Annotated in this window: 13 protein-coding genes and 1 pseudogene; 8 read left to right on the top strand and 6 right to left on the bottom strand. The window is 76.0% G+C overall.

Annotated features, from left to right (window positions below; all coding sequences use genetic code 11):
* Positions 1-45: 45 nt before the first annotated feature.
* A complete protein-coding gene (locus ABZ836_RS06780) occupies positions 46-999 on the bottom strand; it encodes a LysR family transcriptional regulator ArgP (RefSeq protein ID WP_356128399.1) in 954 nt (317 codons plus the stop codon).
* 70 nt (positions 1,000-1,069) lie between these two features.
* Between ABZ836_RS06780 and ABZ836_RS06775 the strand changes: the two genes are divergently transcribed.
* From ABZ836_RS06775 to ABZ836_RS06765, 3 genes are all read left to right on the top strand, one after another.
* Entirely contained in the window at positions 1,070-1,693 is a 624-nt protein-coding gene (locus ABZ836_RS06775; RefSeq protein WP_356128014.1) for a LysE/ArgO family amino acid transporter, read from the top strand.
* Between the two features lie 82 nt (positions 1,694-1,775).
* Positions 1,776-2,579, top strand: a complete 804-nt coding sequence (locus ABZ836_RS06770) for an alpha/beta hydrolase (RefSeq protein WP_356128011.1) — start codon at positions 1,776-1,778, stop codon at positions 2,577-2,579.
* Positions 2,576-3,904, top strand: a complete 1,329-nt coding sequence (locus ABZ836_RS06765) for a SpoIIE family protein phosphatase (protein ID WP_356128008.1) — start codon at positions 2,576-2,578, stop codon at positions 3,902-3,904. Before ABZ836_RS06770 ends, ABZ836_RS06765 begins: the two co-directional genes overlap by 4 nt.
* A 108-nt stretch (positions 3,905-4,012) precedes the next feature.
* Here ABZ836_RS06765 and ABZ836_RS06760 read toward each other — a convergent pair whose 3' ends face one another.
* Complete coding sequence (locus tag ABZ836_RS06760) at positions 4,013-4,750, bottom strand: methyltransferase domain-containing protein (RefSeq protein ID WP_356128005.1); 738 nt, start codon at positions 4,748-4,750, stop codon at positions 4,013-4,015.
* Between the two features lie 245 nt (positions 4,751-4,995).
* Here ABZ836_RS06760 and ABZ836_RS06755 point away from each other — a divergent pair, with 245 nt between their 5' ends.
* On the top strand, positions 4,996-6,084 hold the full coding sequence (locus ABZ836_RS06755; RefSeq protein ID WP_361140290.1) for a nitronate monooxygenase: 1,089 nt from the start codon (positions 4,996-4,998) through the stop codon (positions 6,082-6,084).
* A gap of 165 nt (positions 6,085-6,249) precedes the next feature.
* Positions 6,250-7,095, top strand: coding sequence for an SDR family oxidoreductase (locus tag ABZ836_RS06750; RefSeq protein ID WP_361140019.1), 846 nt, complete (start codon positions 6,250-6,252; stop codon positions 7,093-7,095).
* 48 nt (positions 7,096-7,143) lie between these two features.
* On the opposite strand, the gene ABZ836_RS06745 is transcribed toward ABZ836_RS06750, so the two are convergent.
* Positions 7,144-8,022, bottom strand: a complete 879-nt coding sequence (locus tag ABZ836_RS06745; RefSeq protein ID WP_361140016.1) for a universal stress protein — start codon at positions 8,020-8,022, stop codon at positions 7,144-7,146.
* Between the two features lie 203 nt (positions 8,023-8,225).
* Between ABZ836_RS06745 and ABZ836_RS06740 the strand changes: the two genes are divergently transcribed.
* On the top strand, positions 8,226-9,353 hold the full coding sequence (locus tag ABZ836_RS06740) for a glycerophosphodiester phosphodiesterase family protein (RefSeq protein WP_361140013.1): 1,128 nt from the start codon (positions 8,226-8,228) through the stop codon (positions 9,351-9,353).
* A gap of 55 nt (positions 9,354-9,408) precedes the next feature.
* Here the strand turns inward: ABZ836_RS06740 and ABZ836_RS06735 are convergent, their stop codons facing one another.
* Positions 9,409-9,843, bottom strand: a complete 435-nt coding sequence (locus ABZ836_RS06735) for a metalloregulator ArsR/SmtB family transcription factor (RefSeq protein ID WP_361140010.1) — start codon at positions 9,841-9,843, stop codon at positions 9,409-9,411.
* A gap of 172 nt (positions 9,844-10,015) precedes the next feature.
* Between ABZ836_RS06735 and ABZ836_RS06730 the strand changes: the two genes are divergently transcribed.
* Positions 10,016-12,067, top strand: coding sequence for an NAD(+) synthase (locus ABZ836_RS06730; protein WP_361140007.1), 2,052 nt, complete (start codon positions 10,016-10,018; stop codon positions 12,065-12,067).
* Positions 12,068-12,242: 175 nt separating this feature from the next.
* Here ABZ836_RS06730 and ABZ836_RS06725 read toward each other — a convergent pair whose 3' ends face one another.
* A complete protein-coding gene (locus tag ABZ836_RS06725) occupies positions 12,243-14,543 on the bottom strand; it encodes a hypothetical protein (RefSeq protein ID WP_361140004.1) in 2,301 nt (766 codons plus the stop codon).
* Between the two features lie 215 nt (positions 14,544-14,758).
* On the opposite strand from ABZ836_RS06725, the gene ABZ836_RS06720 reads away from it, so the two are divergent.
* Complete coding sequence (locus ABZ836_RS06720; RefSeq protein WP_361140002.1) at positions 14,759-15,346, top strand: hypothetical protein; 588 nt, start codon at positions 14,759-14,761, stop codon at positions 15,344-15,346.
* Positions 15,347-15,408: 62 nt separating this feature from the next.
* Here the strand turns inward: ABZ836_RS06720 and ABZ836_RS06715 are convergent.
* Positions 15,409-15,777: pseudogene (locus ABZ836_RS06715) on the bottom strand (RICIN domain-containing protein); the annotation flags it as partial.
* Between the last annotated feature and the right edge of the window lie 192 nt (positions 15,778-15,969).

Here is a 15,969-nt window from a genome sequence, read left to right as displayed (position 1 = left end):
GAGGACGGCCTGCCCATCACCCTCGTCCGGCGGTGAGGCGGCGTACTACGACCGCGGAGGCCGCCGATCAGGCCGGTCCCGCGGCGCGGACCGCTCGCCGGGGCGGTGCAACGCCTCGGCGGCGGCCGCGAGGACGGCCTCCGTCACCCGGGCCAGGGCCGGGACGTCCAGCTTCCACTGCTGCCAGTACAGCGGCACGTCCAGCCGCCGGCCCGGCACCAGCTCCGTCAGGGCGCCCGCCCGCAGCAGCGGCTCCGCCTGGGGCTCCGGGACCAGCCCCCAGCCGAGTCCCGCGGTCACCGCGTCGCAGAAGCCCTCGGACGTGGGCACGTAGTGCCGCAGCCGCCCGGCACCCGAGGCGTCCGGGTCGAGGGACCGCGCGAACCGGTCCTGGAGCTGGTCCCGCCGGTCGAAGACGATCACGGGCGCCCGGGGCAGCAGGCGCTCCACCGGCCCGCCGGACAGGTGCCGCCGCGTGAACGCGGGGCTCGCGACCGGCAGGTAGCGGGCCAGGCCCAGCGGGCGCACCGTGCAGCCGGCCACCGGTTCCGCCGACGAGGTGAGCGCCGCCATGACCTGCCCGTCCCGCAGCAGCGCCGGGGTGTGCCCCTCGTCCTCGCGCCGCAGCTCGAAGGAGATCGGCGGATCCTGCGGGACCCGGGACAGCACCGGCAGGAACCAGGTGGCCAGCGAGTCCGCGTTGACCGCGATCGGCACCCGGGCCGGCGCCCCGGCGTCCGCCAGCCCCAGCTCGACGCCCGCGTCGTGCTCCAGCGCGGCGAGCTGGCGGGCGAACCGCACCACCACCTGCCCCGACTCGGTCGGCCGCACCGGCTTGGTACGGGTCAGCAGCACCCGGCCGGTGCGCTGCTCCAGCGTCTTGATCCGCTGGCTGACCGCGGAGGGCGTGATCCGCAGGACGGCGGCCGCCGCGTCGAAGGTGCCCTCGTCGACGACGGCCAGCAGTGTCCGCACCTGGTCGTGCGGGAGGTCGGTCATCACGTCGGCTAATGATAGTTAAGAAAGTTGAGCTGTACTAATGAAGCGGGGCCGCCTAGCGTCGGGGGACGTGAACAGCGGTTTTCTCCCGGCGGCCCTCGCCGGATTCGGTACGGGACTCTCCCTCATCGTCGCCATCGGCGCCCAGAACGCCTTCGTCCTCCGGCAAGGGGTGCGGGGGCAGGCGGTGGCGGCCGTGGTCGGCATCTGCTTCGTCTCCGACGCCCTCCTGATCGCGCTCGGCGTGGCCGGGCTGGGCGCGGTGGTCACCGCCTGGCCCGGCGCCATGACCGTGGTCGGCCTGGCCGGCGGGGCCTTCCTGCTCTGCTACGGAGCGCTGGCCGCACGCCGTGCGCTGCGGCCGGCCGGGGAGGCGCTCAGCGTCCAGGGCGCGGCCGCCGGCTCGGTGCGCGGCGCCGTGCTCACCTGCCTGGCGCTGACCTGGCTCAACCCGCACGTCTACCTCGACACGGTGCTCCTGCTCGGCTCCGTCGCCTCCGACCAGGGGTCGCACCGCTGGATCTTCGGCGCCGGGGCGATGCTGGCCAGCCTCGTCTGGTTCACCGGGCTCGGCTACGGCGCCAGGCTCCTCGGCGGCGTCCTCTCCCGCCCCGCCGCCTGGCGGATCCTCGACGCGCTGGTGGCCGCCACCATGCTGGCGATGGGCGCGATGCTGCTGGTCCGCGCCCTGTGACGGTCCGGGCGGCGGACGCGGGCGCCGGATTCCCGGGGCCGCGCGCTTGGTGAAGCGCCCGGCCTGCCGCAGGATGGTTGGTATGGGTGTTCTGCGGAGAAACAGGGTGAATGTCGTTGGCGACCCGGACGGTCCGGTCGTCATGCTGGCGCACGGTTTCGGATGCGACCAGAGCATGTGGCGCCTGGTCGTGCCCCGCCTCGCCGCCCGCCACCGGCTGGTCCTGTTCGACTACGTGGGCGCCGGCGGGTCCGACCCCACCGCCTGGAGCGAGGAACGCTACTCCTCCCTGGAGGGGTACGCCCGGGACGTGGTCGAGATCTGCGAGGAGCTGGACCTGCGGGACGTCACCTTCGTCGGCCACTCCGTCAGCTCCATGATCGGCGTCCTGGCCGCCCGCGCGGCGCCCGAACGGATCACGGCCCTCGCCATGATCACCCCGTCGCCGTGCTACATCGACAAGGGCGAGTACCACGGCGGGTTCAGCGCCGACGACATCGACGAGCTCCTCGCCTCGCTGGACGCCAACTACCTCGGCTGGTCGTCCGCCATGGCGCCGGTCATCATGGGCAACCCGGACCGCCCGGAGCTCGGCGAGGAGCTCACCGAGAGCTTCTGCTCCACCGACCCGGCCATGGCCCGCGTCTTCGCGCAGGCCACCTTCCTCTCCGACAACCGTGACGACCTCGCGGGCGTGGACGTCCCCACGCTGGTCGTGGACTGCTCCCAGGACGCCATCGCGCCGCCCCAGGTCGGCGCCTTCGTCCACGACCGCATCCCCGGCTCCCGGCAGGTCACCCTGGACGCCAACGGCCACTGCCCGCAGCTGAGCAACCCGGACGTCACCGCCGACGCCGTCCTCGAGTTCCTGGACCGCATCCGGTGAACCACGGGCCCCCGCCGGAGGACGCGGACGCCCCCTCCCCGGTGGAGGAGCCCGGGGACGACGCCGAGGAACTGTACGACGCCGCGCCCTGCGGCTACCTGTCCACGACGATGGACGGCACCATCGTCCGGATCAACGCCACCCTGCTGGAGTGGCTGGGGGCCGAACGCTCCGACACCGTGGGCCGCACCCGGTTCGCCGACCTCCTCACCGCCGGGGGGAAGCTGTACCACGAGACCCACTTCGCCCCGCTGCTGCGCATGCACGGTCAACTGGGCGGCATCGCCCTGGAGCTGAAGACCGCCGACGGCTCACGGCTGCCGGTGCTGGTGTCCTCCACCGTCAAGTACGGCGAGGACGGAGAGCCGCGGCTGATCCGCACCACCGTGTTCGAGGCCTCCGACCGGCGCAGGTACGAGGAGGAACTGCTGAGGCAGCGCAAGGAGGCCGACCGGGCGCGGGTGCGGGCGGAGGAGGCCCGACTCGACGCCGAGCGGGCGCAGCGGGAGGCCGAGGCCGCCCGGCGGCAGGCCGACACCGACCGGGCCGGGCGCGACGAGGCGTTCCACGTGCTCCAGCAGGCGCTGCTGCCGCCGGCCCTGCCGGTCGTCCCGGGCCTCGACATGGCCTGCCACTACCGGGCGTTCTCACCCGAGCGGCTCGGCGGCGACTTCTACGACGTCTTCGACATCGGCGGCGGCTGCTGGGCGTTCTTCCTCGGCGACGTCAGCGGCCGCGGCCCCGAGGCGGCCGCGGTCACCTCGCTCACCCGCTACACGCTGCGGGCCGCCGCCTTCCACGACCGCGACCCGCTGGGCGCCCTGAGGTCGCTGAACGCCGCCCTCTGCGAGCGCAACGAGGGCGACGACGGGAACGTGCGCTTCTGCACCGCCGTGGCGGGCGTGGTGGAACCGGACCGTGAACGCGGGGAGGCCCGGGTGCGGCTGGGCTCCGGGGGGCACCCTCCCGCACTCGTCCTGCGGGCCTCGGGCGCGATCCAGTTCCTCGACACCCCCGGCGGAATGCTGATCGGCGTCGTGCCCGGTGCCGACTTCGTGACCGCCACCACCACGCTCCGGGCCGGGGACACGATGCTGCTCTACACGGACGGGCTCACCGAGGCCAGGACCGGCGACGGCCCCGGCGACCTCTTCGGCGGCGAGGGCCTGCTGGACTTCGCCCGACGGCTCGGCCCGGTCCGCGCCGACCGGCTCGTCGACGAGGTGAAGGCGCTCCTCGACCGCTTCGGCGAGGACCTCGACGACGACACCGCGCTGCTCGCCCTGGGGGTCCCCGCCCGGCCGTCCGCACCGCTCCCGGACTGACGGGCGCCGCTTCCGGACCGGCCGCGCCGCTTCACGGACCGGCCGCGCCGCTTCCCGGACCGGCCGCGCCGCTTCCCGGACCGGCCCGCCGCGCCGGAGCGCGCCGGCTCAGACGCCGTCCGCCGGGCTCGCCGTGATCGGGTGGCGCCGCCCGGCGAAGGTGTGGGCCACCCCGGTCTGCCAGCCCGGCAGCGGCAGCGCGCGGACCCCGTCGAACCCCGCCCGGCGCATCCGGGCGGCGAACTCGGGCGCGGTGTCGAACTCCAGGACGCTGCGCCACAGATGCCGGTACAGCGCCCGGTCCCCGGTGGCCGTGCCCAGCGGCACCACCAGGCCCCGGCAGACCGCCGACCACAGCGTCCGGTCGGCCCGCCGGCCGCTCAGCGCGTACTCGTGCGCCACCAGCCGGCCGCCCGGCGTCAGCAGGTCGTGGACGCCGCGCAGGACCGGGTCCGGATCGGAGACGTTGCGGAAGAGGTAGGCGGCGAAGACCGCGTCGAACGGCCCGTGCGCACCGTCCGCGACCAGTTCCTCCGCCGTCGCGTGGACGAACCGCACCCGCTCCAGGCCCCGCCGGGCCCGGGCCCGGGCCAGCATCGCCGCCGAGGCGTCGGCTCCCACGATCTCCGCCTCCGGGAAGGCGGCGGCCAGCGCCGCGGTCGACCCGCCCGTGCCGCAGCCGAGGTCCAGCACCCTGCGGCCCGCTCCGCGGTCCGGCAGCGCCAGCCGGCGGGCGGAACGGCGCAGGTGGGCGTGGTGGCCCGGGTTGAGGGCGACCAGGCGGTCGTAGGCACCCGCGCCCCGGTCGAACGCGGCGGTCAGTTCGGCGTCGTACAGCAGGGTCATCGATCGGCTCCGTCCGTCCGGTGCACGCGCACTTCCTCTCCTCCGGCGGTTCCGGCGCTCGGGCCGGCTCCGCGGAGTATCGCGCCGGGCCGCACCGGGGCGGCGGCACCGGCGCGGCGGGTGCCCGCCGGACGGGTGGCGTGCCCACGGGTTCGGGCCAATCCCGCGCGCTCCACGGGGCCCGCGACCACGACCGGAGGGCGGTTTCCTAGAGTGGTCCGGACAGTGGCGGAACCGCGGCCCGCCTGCCGCCGGCGGCCCGCCGCCCACCGTTCGCAGCCCGCATCGGAGCATCGTGCGCACACGCCTTCTCGACCGCCTCGGCCCGACCCTGCCCGTCCTCGCCGCGCCCATGGCGGGCGGCGCCGGGACGCCCGAGCTGGTGCTGGCCCGCCGCCCGGGCCGGAAGCCTCGGCTTCCTGGCGGGCGGCTACCGCACCCCCGACGCGCTGGCGGCGCAGATCGAGCGGGTGCGGGCCGCCGGCGTGGCGTTCGGCGTCAACCTGTTCACCCCGCCGCCCGTGCCGGTGGACCCGCGGGCCTACCGCGACTACGCCCGCACCCTGGAGCCCGAGGCGGAACGCCTCGGCATCGCCCTCCCGGACGGTCCCCCCGTGGAGGACGACGACCGGTGGGAGCGGAAGACCGAGCTGCTGCTGGCCCGGCCGGTGCCGGTGGTGTCGTTCACCTTCGGGCTGCCCGGGGCCGAGCTGGTGGAGGCGCTGCGGAAGGCCGGCACGGCCGTCCTGCAGTCGGTGACCTCGCCCGAGGAGGCGTCGCGCGCCGCCGACCAGGGCGTCGACGCGCTGGTGGTGCAGGCCTGCGCGGCCGGCGGCCACTCCGCCACCCTCACCCCCGGTCGGCCGCCCGCCGACGTGCCGCTGCCCGACCTGGTCGACGCGGTGCGCCGGGCGGTGCCGCTGCCGGTCGTCGCCGCGGGCGGCGTCGCGGGGCCCGAGGACGTGGCGGCGGCCCTGCGGGCGGGCGCCGAGGCGGTCTCCGTCGGCACCCTGCTGCTGCGCACCCACGAGAGCGGGGCGTCCGCACCCCACCAGGACGCCCTCGCCGACCCGGCCTTCACCGGGACGGTCCTCACCACGGCCTTCACCGGCCGTCCCGCCCGGGCCCTGCGGAACCGCTTCACCGATCTCCACGGCCCGTCGGCCCCCCTCGGCTACCCGGCGCTGCACCACCTCACCGCCCCGCTCCGCAAGGCGGGCACCGCCGCCGGGGACACCTCGGTCGTCCACCTGTGGGCCGGAACCGGATACCGCCGGGCGCGATGCGAACCCGCCGCGGACACCCTGCGCCGCCTGGCCGCCGGCGCCCCGTAGCGCAGCCCGGCTCGGGCGGCGCGGGAACGCACCGGCCGACCGCCGCCGCCCCGCGGACCTGCGGACCCCCGGACCCGGGCCGTGTCGACCGCCCGGCACGCCGTCGGCGTCCGATAGCTTCGGCGCGGAAGCTGTCGGCGAGCGTACGGGCGTCAGGAGGCGCGCATGGGCAAGGTCCGCGGCAAGGTCACCGTGGTCACCGGGGCGGGTTCCGGCATCGGACGGGAGCTGGCCCTGTGCCTGGCCGACCGCGGCGCCCGGCTCGCCCTCTGCGACGTCGACGAGCTGGGCCTCGGCGAGACCGCCGACCGGGCCAAGGCCAGGGGCGCCGAGGTGGAGGCGTCCCGCGTCGACGTCGGCGACCGGGCCGCCGTGGAGGCCTTCGCCGCAGCCACCGCGGAGCGCTTCGGGGTGGTGCACCAGGTCTACAACAACGCCGGCGTCGCCTCGCCCGGACGGTCCGTGCTGGACTCCGCGTGGACCGACCTGGACCGCGTCCTGAGGGTCGACCTGTTCGGCGTCGTCCACGGGACCAAGGCGTTCCTGCCGCACCTGATCGCCTCCGGCGACGGGCACGTCGTCAACGTCTCCAGCCTCAACGGACTGCTGGCCCTGCCCGACGCCGCCGGGTACTGCGCGGCCAAGTTCGGGGTCCGGGGCTTCACCGAGGCGCTGCGCGCCGAACTGCTGGTCGCCCGCCACCCGGTGCGGGTGACGGTGGTCCACCCGGGAGGGGTGCGCACCGGCATCAAGCGCAACGAGCGGGAACGCCGCCGGAGGGAGGGGCAGGAGATGACCCCCGAGGAGATCCGGCGCAGCGAGACGTTCGAGCGGAAGCTGCTGAAGATGCCCGCGGAGCGCGCGGCACGGACCGTGGTGGACGGGGTCGAGGCGGACCGGGCGAGGATCCTGATCGGCCGGGACGCGAAGAGCTGCGACCGCCTGGTCCGCCTGGCACCCGCCCTCGCGCCGCGCCTGGCCGCCTGGTTCGCCCGGCGCACCTACCGCTGAGGCGGGGGCCGCTACCGGTCGGCGCCGGCCGGTGCCGACCGGTGCGGGTCAGTGACGGCCGCGGACCACGATCACCGGGCAGTCGGCGTGGTGCAGCAGGGCCTGGCTGACCGAACCCAGCAGCATGCCCTGGAAGCCGCCCCGGCCTCGGGCGCCCACCACCACCAGCCGCGCCTCACCGCTGGCCCTCAGCAGGGCGGCCCGGATCCGGGAGCGGACCAGCCGGGGCTCGACCCGCACGTCCGGGTGCGCGGCCCGGTGCGGCGCCAGCGTGTCGTCGAGCAGGCGCCGCTGCGCCGCCTCCAGCCGGTCGACGTCCACCACGATGCGCATCGGGTCGAGCGGGTCGTCGAGTGCGTCCTCGCTCCGGCTGTTCCAGACGTGCAGCGCCACCAGCGGCGCCCCGCGCAGCGCCGCCTCGGCGAAGGCGAAGGCGACCGCGGCTTCCCCGGCCTCCGACCCGTCCACGGCGAGCAGCACCGGGCCGACCGGGGAGGGACGCCCCCGGACCACCATCAGCGGGCAGTGGCCGTGGGCGGCCAGGTGCACCGCCGTGGAGCCGAGCAGCAGCGAGGAGAACGTGTTCAGCCCGCGGTTGCCGACGACGGCCAGCCCCGCGGAGCGGGACTCGATGGTCAGGACCTCCAGCGGCTCCCCGGACACCACCGAACGGGTGACCTCGAGGCCCGGCACCCGGCTACGGGCCCGCTCCTCCGCCTCGGACGGCACCCCATGCACCAGCCCGGCCAGCCCGCGGCCGCTCATCTCCGGGGTCGGCGTGACGCCCGGGAACCGGCCGGGCCGGTTGCCGAAGGCGTGCACGATCCGCAGGGGGACGCCGCGCAGCCGGGCCTCGTCGGCGGCCGCGTCGACCGCGGCGAAACCGGACGGCGAACCGTCCACCCCTACGATCACTGGCTTGTTCACTTCCGGCTCCCGTCCCGGCCCGTCGTCGCGTCGTCGCCGCCGTGGTTCTTCCTCAGCCTCGCCGAGCCCGCGCCCCGGGGCCACCGGACGGGGCCCGGCCGGTGGTCCGGGAGGCGCCGCCCGACGATGCGCTTCGGCCGCGCTTCACCGGAACGCGGGGCATCGGTCACGTACGCGCCGCCGAGGGCGGGCAGGTTCGGCCCATGGCATTCCGACAGACAGCAACGCGGCCTGGCCGCACCGGGCGCCCCCGCCGCGGACGTCCCGTCCTGCGCACCGCCGTCGCCGCCGCGCTCGCGGCGTGGCTCGCCGCGGGCGCGTCCGCCGCCTCCGAACACCCCCGCCACAAGCGGGCGTTCGACCTCCAGGCGCACCGCGGCGGCGCGGCGATGACGGTGGAGAACACGCTGCCCGCCTTCGCCCGCGCCCTGGAGCTCGGCGTCACGACCCTGGAACTGGACGTCCAGATCACCGAGGACGGGTACGCCGTCGTCACCCACGACCGCGACGTCCAGGAGCGCAACTGCCAGGACACCGGGCCCGCCTTCCCGCAGGACCCCGAGTACCCGTACGTGCCCGGCAGGAAGTACGTCAAGGACCTCACCCTCGCGCAGATCCGCACGCTGGACTGCGGATCGCTGCGCCAGGCGAAGTTCCCGGGACAGCGGCCGGCGCCCGGGGCGCGGATGCCGCTGCTGTCCGAGGTCTACGCGCTGGTCCACCGGTACCGGGCGCACGGCGTCACCCTGAACGTGGAGACCAAGGTGGAGGCCGGCGCTCCGCACGAGACAGCGCCGCGGGAGCGGTTCGTGCGGGCCGTGATCGAGGAGACGCGGCGCGCGCGGATGCTGCGGCAGGTGACCGTGCAGAGCTTCGACTGGGGCGCCCTGATGCGGGTCGGGGAACTGGAGCCGCGGCTGCCGGTGGTGGCGCTCACCAACGGGCAGCAGTTCCTCCAGCAGGGGCAGCCGGGGGCCTCGCCCTGGCTGGGCGGCCTCGACATCGACGACTTCGAGGGCTCCCTCCAGCGGCGGTACGTGGCCGCGGCGGCCTCCTTCGGCGCCGACGCCGTCTCCCCGGTGCACGGCGACCCGCAGGGCGGCGGCGTCGGGGACCCGGGATACGTCCCCTTCACCACCCGGGAACTGGTCGACTCCGCGCACCGGGCGGGGCTCGAGGTCGTGCCGTGGACCGTCGACGACCCGGCGACCGTCCGGTACCTGCTCGGGCTCGGCGTGGACGGCCTGATCACCGACGCCCCGGACGTCGTCCGCGACATCCTCGCCGAGGAGGGCTACCGCCTGCCCCGCGCCTACCGGGCGAGGCCTTAGAGGAACGGTCCGCGGCCCGGGCGCGCGACGGGCGCCCCCGGCCGCGGACCGTGGTTCAGCCCGCGCCGGAGGAGGACGGCCGGGCGGCGCCGGCCGCTCCCGTGAGGATCCGGCCCAGGGAGGCCAGGACGGACGGCGCGACCCGGTAGTAGACCCAGGTGCCGCGGCGTTCGGAGGTCAGCAGGCCGGCCTCCCTCAGCTTCTTCAGGTGGTGCGAGACGGTCGGCTGGGAGACGCCGACGTCGGAGATGTCGCAGACGCAGGCCTCGCCGCCCGGGTGCGAGGCCACCGCGGAGAACAGCCGCAGCCGGACCGGGTCGCCGAGGGCCTTGAACACGCGGGCGGCGGTCTCCGCCTCCCGGGCGTCCAGCGGGCGCTCGGTGAGCGGCGGGCAGCACGGCCCGGCGCCGGCGGCGGTGTCGGCGGCGGTGTCGGCGGTGGTGAGGGTAGGGGCGGGGTCGAGGAGCGGGAGGGTCCTGGCGTCGGGCATGGGCCCATGGTCCCACCCGGTTCGATGTGCGTCTATGTCGATGCCCGTCGAAGCAGGTGAGGCCGCTCCGTGCCGGTGTCCGGGCAGGTCGTAGGCTTTGGAGTGCCCTGACCGGGCCGACCCGCCGTCGTCAGGGCTGCCGCCCGTCCAACTCTCGGGGGAGTAAGTCCCGTTGAACTTCTGGTCGCTCTACCAGCACGGCTTCGCGCGGATCGCCGCCTGTACCGGTCACACCGCGATCGCCGACCCCACCGCCAACGCCGAGGCGGTCCTGCGGCAGGCCCGCCGGTGTGACGAGGACGGCGTCGCCGTCGCCGTCTTCCCGGAGATGAACCTCTGCGGATACTCCATCGAGGACCTGCTGCTCCAGGACGCCCTCCTGGACGAGGTGGAGGACGCCCTCGCCACCGTGGTGGCCGCCTCCGCCACCCTGCTGCCCGTCCTGGTGGTCGGCGCCCCGCTGCGCCACCGCAACCGGCTGTACAACTGCGCGGTGGTGGTCCACCGCGGCCGCGTCCTCGGCGTGGCGCCCAAGTCCTACCTGCCGAACTACCGCGAGTTCTACGAGAAGCGGCAGATCGCCGCCGGCGACGACGAGCGCGGCGGCACCCTCCGGATCGGCGGCCAGGACGTGCCGTTCGGCGTGAACCTGCTCTTCGCCGCCGAGGACGTGCCCGGCCTGGTGATCCACGCCGAGGTCTGCGAGGACATGTGGGTGCCGGTGCCGCCCAGCGCCGAGGCCGCCCTCGCCGGGGCCACCGTGCTGCTCAACCTCTCCGGCAGTCCGATCACCGTCGGCCGTGCCGAGGACCGCAAGCTGTACTGCCGCTCGGCCTCCTCCCGCTGCCTGGCCGCCTACGTGTACGCGGCGGCCGGACTGGGCGAGTCCAGCACGGACCTGTCCTGGGACGGGCAGACCATGATCCACGAGAACGGCGTGCTGCTCGCCGAGACCGACCGGTTCCCGCAGGGCGACCGGTACGCGGTGGCCGACGTCGACCTCGACCTGCTCCGGCAGGAACGCCTGCGGATGGGCACCTTCGACGACAACCGCCGCACCCACGCCGCCCGCACCGGGGACTTCCGCGAGGTCTCCTTCCGGCTCGACCCGCCCACCCGCGACCTCGGGCTGCGGCGCCGCCTGGAGCGGTTCCCGTTCGTGCCCGCCGACCCCGAGCGCCTCGCCCAGGACTGCTACGAGGCGTACAACATCCAGGTCAGCGCGCTCCAGCAGCGACTGGCCGCGATCGGCGACCCCAAGATCGTCATCGGTGTCTCCGGCGGACTGGACTCCACCCACGCGCTGATCGTGGCCGCGCAGACCATGGACCGGGCCGGCCGCCCGCGCAGCGACATCCTCGCCTTCACCCTGCCCGGCTTCGCCACCAGCGACCACACCAAGGGCAACGCGCACAAGCTGATGAACGCCCTCGGCGTCACCGCGGCGGAACTGGACATCACCCCCACCGCGCGGCTGATGCTCCAGGAGATGGACCACCCCTTCTCGGCGGGCGAGCCGGTCTACGACGTCACCTTCGAGAACGTGCAGGCGGGCCTGCGCACCGACTACCTGTTCCGGCTGGCCAACCAGCGCGGCGGCATCGTGCTGGGCACCGGAGACCTGTCGGAGCTGGCGCTCGGCTGGAGCACGTACGGCGTCGGCGACCAGATGAGCCACTACAACGTCAACTCCGGCGTGCCGAAGACCTTCATCCAGCACCTGATCCGGTGGGTAATCGGCAGCGGCCAGTTCGACGAGGCGACCGGCGAGACGCTGGCCGCCATCCTCGACACCGAGATCAGCCCGGAACTGGTCCCCGGCGAGGAGATGCAGTCCACCGAGTCGAAGATCGGCCCCTACGCGCTCCACGACTTCACCCTCTTCCACGTGCTCCGGTACGGGTTCCGGCCGTCGAAGATCGCCTTCCTGGCCTGGCACGCCTGGCACGACGCCGCCGCGGGCGACTGGCCGGCCAACTTCCCCGAGGCCAAGCGGGTCGCCTACGACCTCCCCGAGATCCGGAAGTGGCTCGAGGTGTTCTGCCGCCGCTTCTTCGCCTTCGCGCAGTTCAAGCGCTCGGCGATGCCCAACGGCCCCAAGGTGGCGGCCGGCGGTTCGCTCTCGCCGCGCGGCGACTGGCGCGCCCCGTCCGACAGTTCGGCGGCCACCTGGCTGCGGGACCTCGCCCGGATCGACAGCGCCCTCGACGCGCCCGACGCCTGAGCAGCGCTCTCGACGCGCCCGACGCCTGAGCAGCGCTCTCGACGCGCCCGACGCCTGGAGCGCGGAGCCCCGGCAGGACGGGCCCCGGAAGCCCGACAGGACGCGGCCCACGTGGCCCCGCCGACACGGCGGGGGCCACGGGGGCCGCGGGTCCGGCACGGGGGGCACGGCCGGGTCACCCCATCCGCCGCAGCGCCTCCCGGGCCCTGCGGGCGTCGCGCAGCCGGCGTTCGTAGGTGGAGCCCAGCAGCAGGAGCAGCAGACCGGCCGCCGCCGGGGGAGCCCAGCGGGGGAGGGCGCCCAGGGCCTGCACCAGGTAGGGCGCGAGCTCGTGCAGGGCGTCCAGGACCAGCACCGCGCCGCCCAGCACCAGGGGCGCCTGCAGCCGGCGCACCGCACCGGCGACGGTGACCGCGAGGGCCGCCAGGCCGAGCAGCAGCGGACGCGTCGCGTGCGCGTCGGCCCAGGCCGCGAGCAGGCTCGGCAGCAGGCCCGCGGCCAGGCCGGGAGCGTACGCCGACCAGGACGACACGGCGGCGTCCCGGCGGCGGCGCACCACACCCAGCACCAGCATCGGCACCGCGACCGGCAACGCGTACGCCTCCGGGGCGGTGACCTCCCAGGCCGCCAGCCGGACCCAGGCGGCGAGCAGGAACAGCGCGCCCGAGGCGTAGCCGACCGGACGGCGGTCGGCGCGCAGCGCGGTCGCTCCGGTGACCACACCGGCCAGGGCCAGCGCCACGGCGAGCACCGGCGGGTCCAGCACGGTGAGCAGCAGTGCGCAGACCCCGACCGCGGCGCCGGTGACCTCCACCGCGACGGTCGCCGGCCCCGTCCAGGGCCGGGCCGCGAGGAGCGCCGCGGCGGCCGGCACCGCGAGCAGCACCGCTCCGGCCGTGGACGCCTCCCAGTCCCGCAGGGCGGCGACCGAGCAGACCAGCAGCGCCGCGTGGACCAGGGCGGCGGGCAGGCCGACCCGGGCGAGCGGGCGGCGGGCCAGGGAGAAGGCCGTGAAGAGCGCGATCAGCACCGGCAGCACCACCAGCGGCGCGAGCCGCCCGGACATCACCGACACCGCGGTCCCGCCCGAGACGACGAGGGCCACCACCACCGCCGTCCACGCACCGCGGCCAGCCGTCCGCCGTGCCACCTCCAGCGCGCCCGCCACCACCAGGACGCGGACGGCCGCCCCCGCCTCGTGGGGCAGCTCGAACACCGTCGGCAGCGCGTAGAGCGCGGCGGCGCCGAGGACCGACGCGCCCTGCCGGCCACGGGCCCGCCACACCTCGTCCCGGCCCGCCACCAGCAGCACCGCCGCGACGACCGCGAGGACGAGCAGCGCCGGGCCCTCGTGGACGAGCGCCGGCCGCGCGACCGGCTCCGCCAGCGCCACGAGGGGCAGCGGCAGCGCCCACAGCAGCGCGACCCCCTGCACACCCGCCGAGGCCCACAGCGCACCCCGGCGCAGCACGGCGGGCAGCGGCGTCCGGACCGCGCCGAGCAGCAGCAGCGCACCGGCCAGGTACACCGGCACCGCCCACACCGCCGTCAGGAGGGGCCGCACCGGGCCTCCCGCGGCGGCGACCGCGAGCACCCCCGCGACGACCGCCAGGGCCGTGGCGGTCCCGCCCTCCCGCAGCCGCCACGCCGCCACCGCGGCGGTCACCGCGGCGAAGGCCAACAGCAGGGCCGCGGGCACGGCGTCCCCGGGCCCGCCCGCGGACGCCGAGAGCCACAGCGCGAGGGGCACGGCCGGCACGGCCTGGACGCAGGCCCCGACGGCCGCCGCCCACCGCACCGGCGTGCTGCGCAGCCACAGCGCGGCGGCGGTGTCCAGGGCGGCCGTCGTCAGCAGGGCCGCGACGAAGAGCTCGCCGCTCCCCTCGGACGCCGCCGACGGCAGCGCGAGCTGCGCCACGGCGACCGCCGCGGGCCGCGGCCCGCGCAACTCCCGGAACAGCAGGCCGTAGCCCGCCCAGACCGCCGCCAGCAGCGCGCACGCCCCCGCCGCGTACGCGGTCGCCGGAGCCTCCGGCCACACCGCCCGGTGCAGCGCGTACGCGTCCAGCACGGTCAGCGTCATCCCGAGCCCGGCCATCGCCTCCGCCGTGGCGCGCAGCCCGCGCCGCAGCAGCGGCGCCGGTGACGCCAGCACCACCGCGGTGAGCGCGCCCAGCACCAGCGCCCGGCCGCCGATCCCCATCGACCCCCACGCCACCACGGTGAACACCAGCGAGGCGATCCCCAGCAGCAGCCCGCCCAGCAGCAACAGCACGTTCTGCACGTCCGGGGCGGACGCCTCGCCCCCGGGCCCGGCCGTCCGCGTCGGGGAGGCGGCCGCGGGCGTCCGCGCCGCCCACAGCACCTGCGTCAGCCAGGCACGGCGGGCCAGCAGCTGGGCGCGCCGCGCGTCCAGGGCCCGCAGCTCGGCGTCGATGAGCCGCAGCTCCTCGGCCGGCGGTGGAGTCGTCGTCATACCGGCACGATGACGCGGGTCCGGCCCGCGCACATGAGTGCGGATACTCAGAACCGGTACTCACCGGGCTCACCGCGTCTGCGGGGCCGGCGGGGCCGGCGGGGCCCGCAGGCCCGGTGGCGGGAGGGGCGTCGTGGGAGGGACCGGGGCGACAGGTACGGTTTTGCCCGGACGCTTGTCTTTTTCGAGCGCGGTCGTGTCAGGAAGGGAATCACATGGACGTCGGACTCAAGCGTGAGCTCGAGCGGAAGGTTCGGGCCGGTGAGCGCCTGACCCGGGAGGACGGCATCGCGCTCCAGGAGTCGGACGACCTGGCCTGGCTGGGCGCGCTGGCCCACGAGGTCCGTACCGCGCGCCACGGGGACGTGGCGTACTTCGACGGCACCCGGGCCGGCGGCGGGCTCGCCCTCGGGTTCGGCGGCCGCCGGGAGCGGGCCGCCGACGTCGACGCCATGCTGCGGTTCCGCGAGGAGTGGGACGGCCGGGTGCAGGCCGCCGTCCCGACCGGGGACCGGTCCCTGTCCGGGCTGGAGGTCCTGAAGGCGTTCGCCGTGGCCCGGCTGCTGCTGGACAACGTCCCGCACCTGAAGGTCCTCCGCGGGACCTACGGCGACCGCACCGCGCAGCTCGCCCTCCAGCACGGCGCCGACGAGATCGACGGCCCGGACGGCGACGAGGTCGTGGAGCTGGTCCAGGACGCCGGATTCCGCCCCGTCCGGCACGACGGCGACTACACGGTGGTCCGCGCGTACGACGGGCCCGACCCGGCGCGGCGCGACGAGCCGCAGGCGATGCGCCTCTGACCGGCCCCGCGGCCCGAGGGCGGGGGTGAGGACCGGCCGGCCCTCACCCCCGCCCGGTCGCGTCAGCCCACGGTCCACTTCTGGTTGGCGCCGCCGGTGCAGGTCCAGATCTGCGGCCGGGTGCCGTCGGCCGAGGAGTTGCCCCTGACGTCCAGGCACTTGTCCGAGCCGGTGTCGGTCAGGTCGCGGGCCGCGGTGTGCACCCCTCGCTGCGCGCCGGTGCCGTTCCACGTCCACAGCCGGACCACCGCTCCGTCGGCCGTGGAACCACCGGAGACGTCCAGGCACTTGCCCAGGGCACGCACGGTGCCGTCGCCGGGGAAGCTCCACTGCTGGGCGGCGCGGTCGGTGCAGGGGTGCAGCTGGACCGGCGTCCCGTCCGCGGTGCCCGCGCCCGCCACGTCCACGCACATGCCGCCGATGCCGCGGATCGGGTCCGACGCCGGGCGCCGAACCGGCCTCCCCCCGTCACCGGTTCGAGAACCGGCATCGCCCGGCGCGGGTCGGGCGCCGAACGCGCCTCGCCCTGGGGCCCGGCCGGGCGAGCCCGGCTCCCGACGCGCGTGCACACCGGGAGGAAGCGCGCCTCGCGGACTTTCCGTCCGGCCACGAGGAGGGGAGGA

The organism is Streptomyces sp. NPDC047130 (genome assembly GCF_040643475.1).
GTDB lineage: Bacteria > Actinomycetota > Actinomycetes > Streptomycetales > Streptomycetaceae > Streptomyces.
The sequence above is the reverse complement of the archived record's forward strand: the minus strand, read 5'-3'. Positions and strand labels throughout refer to the sequence as shown.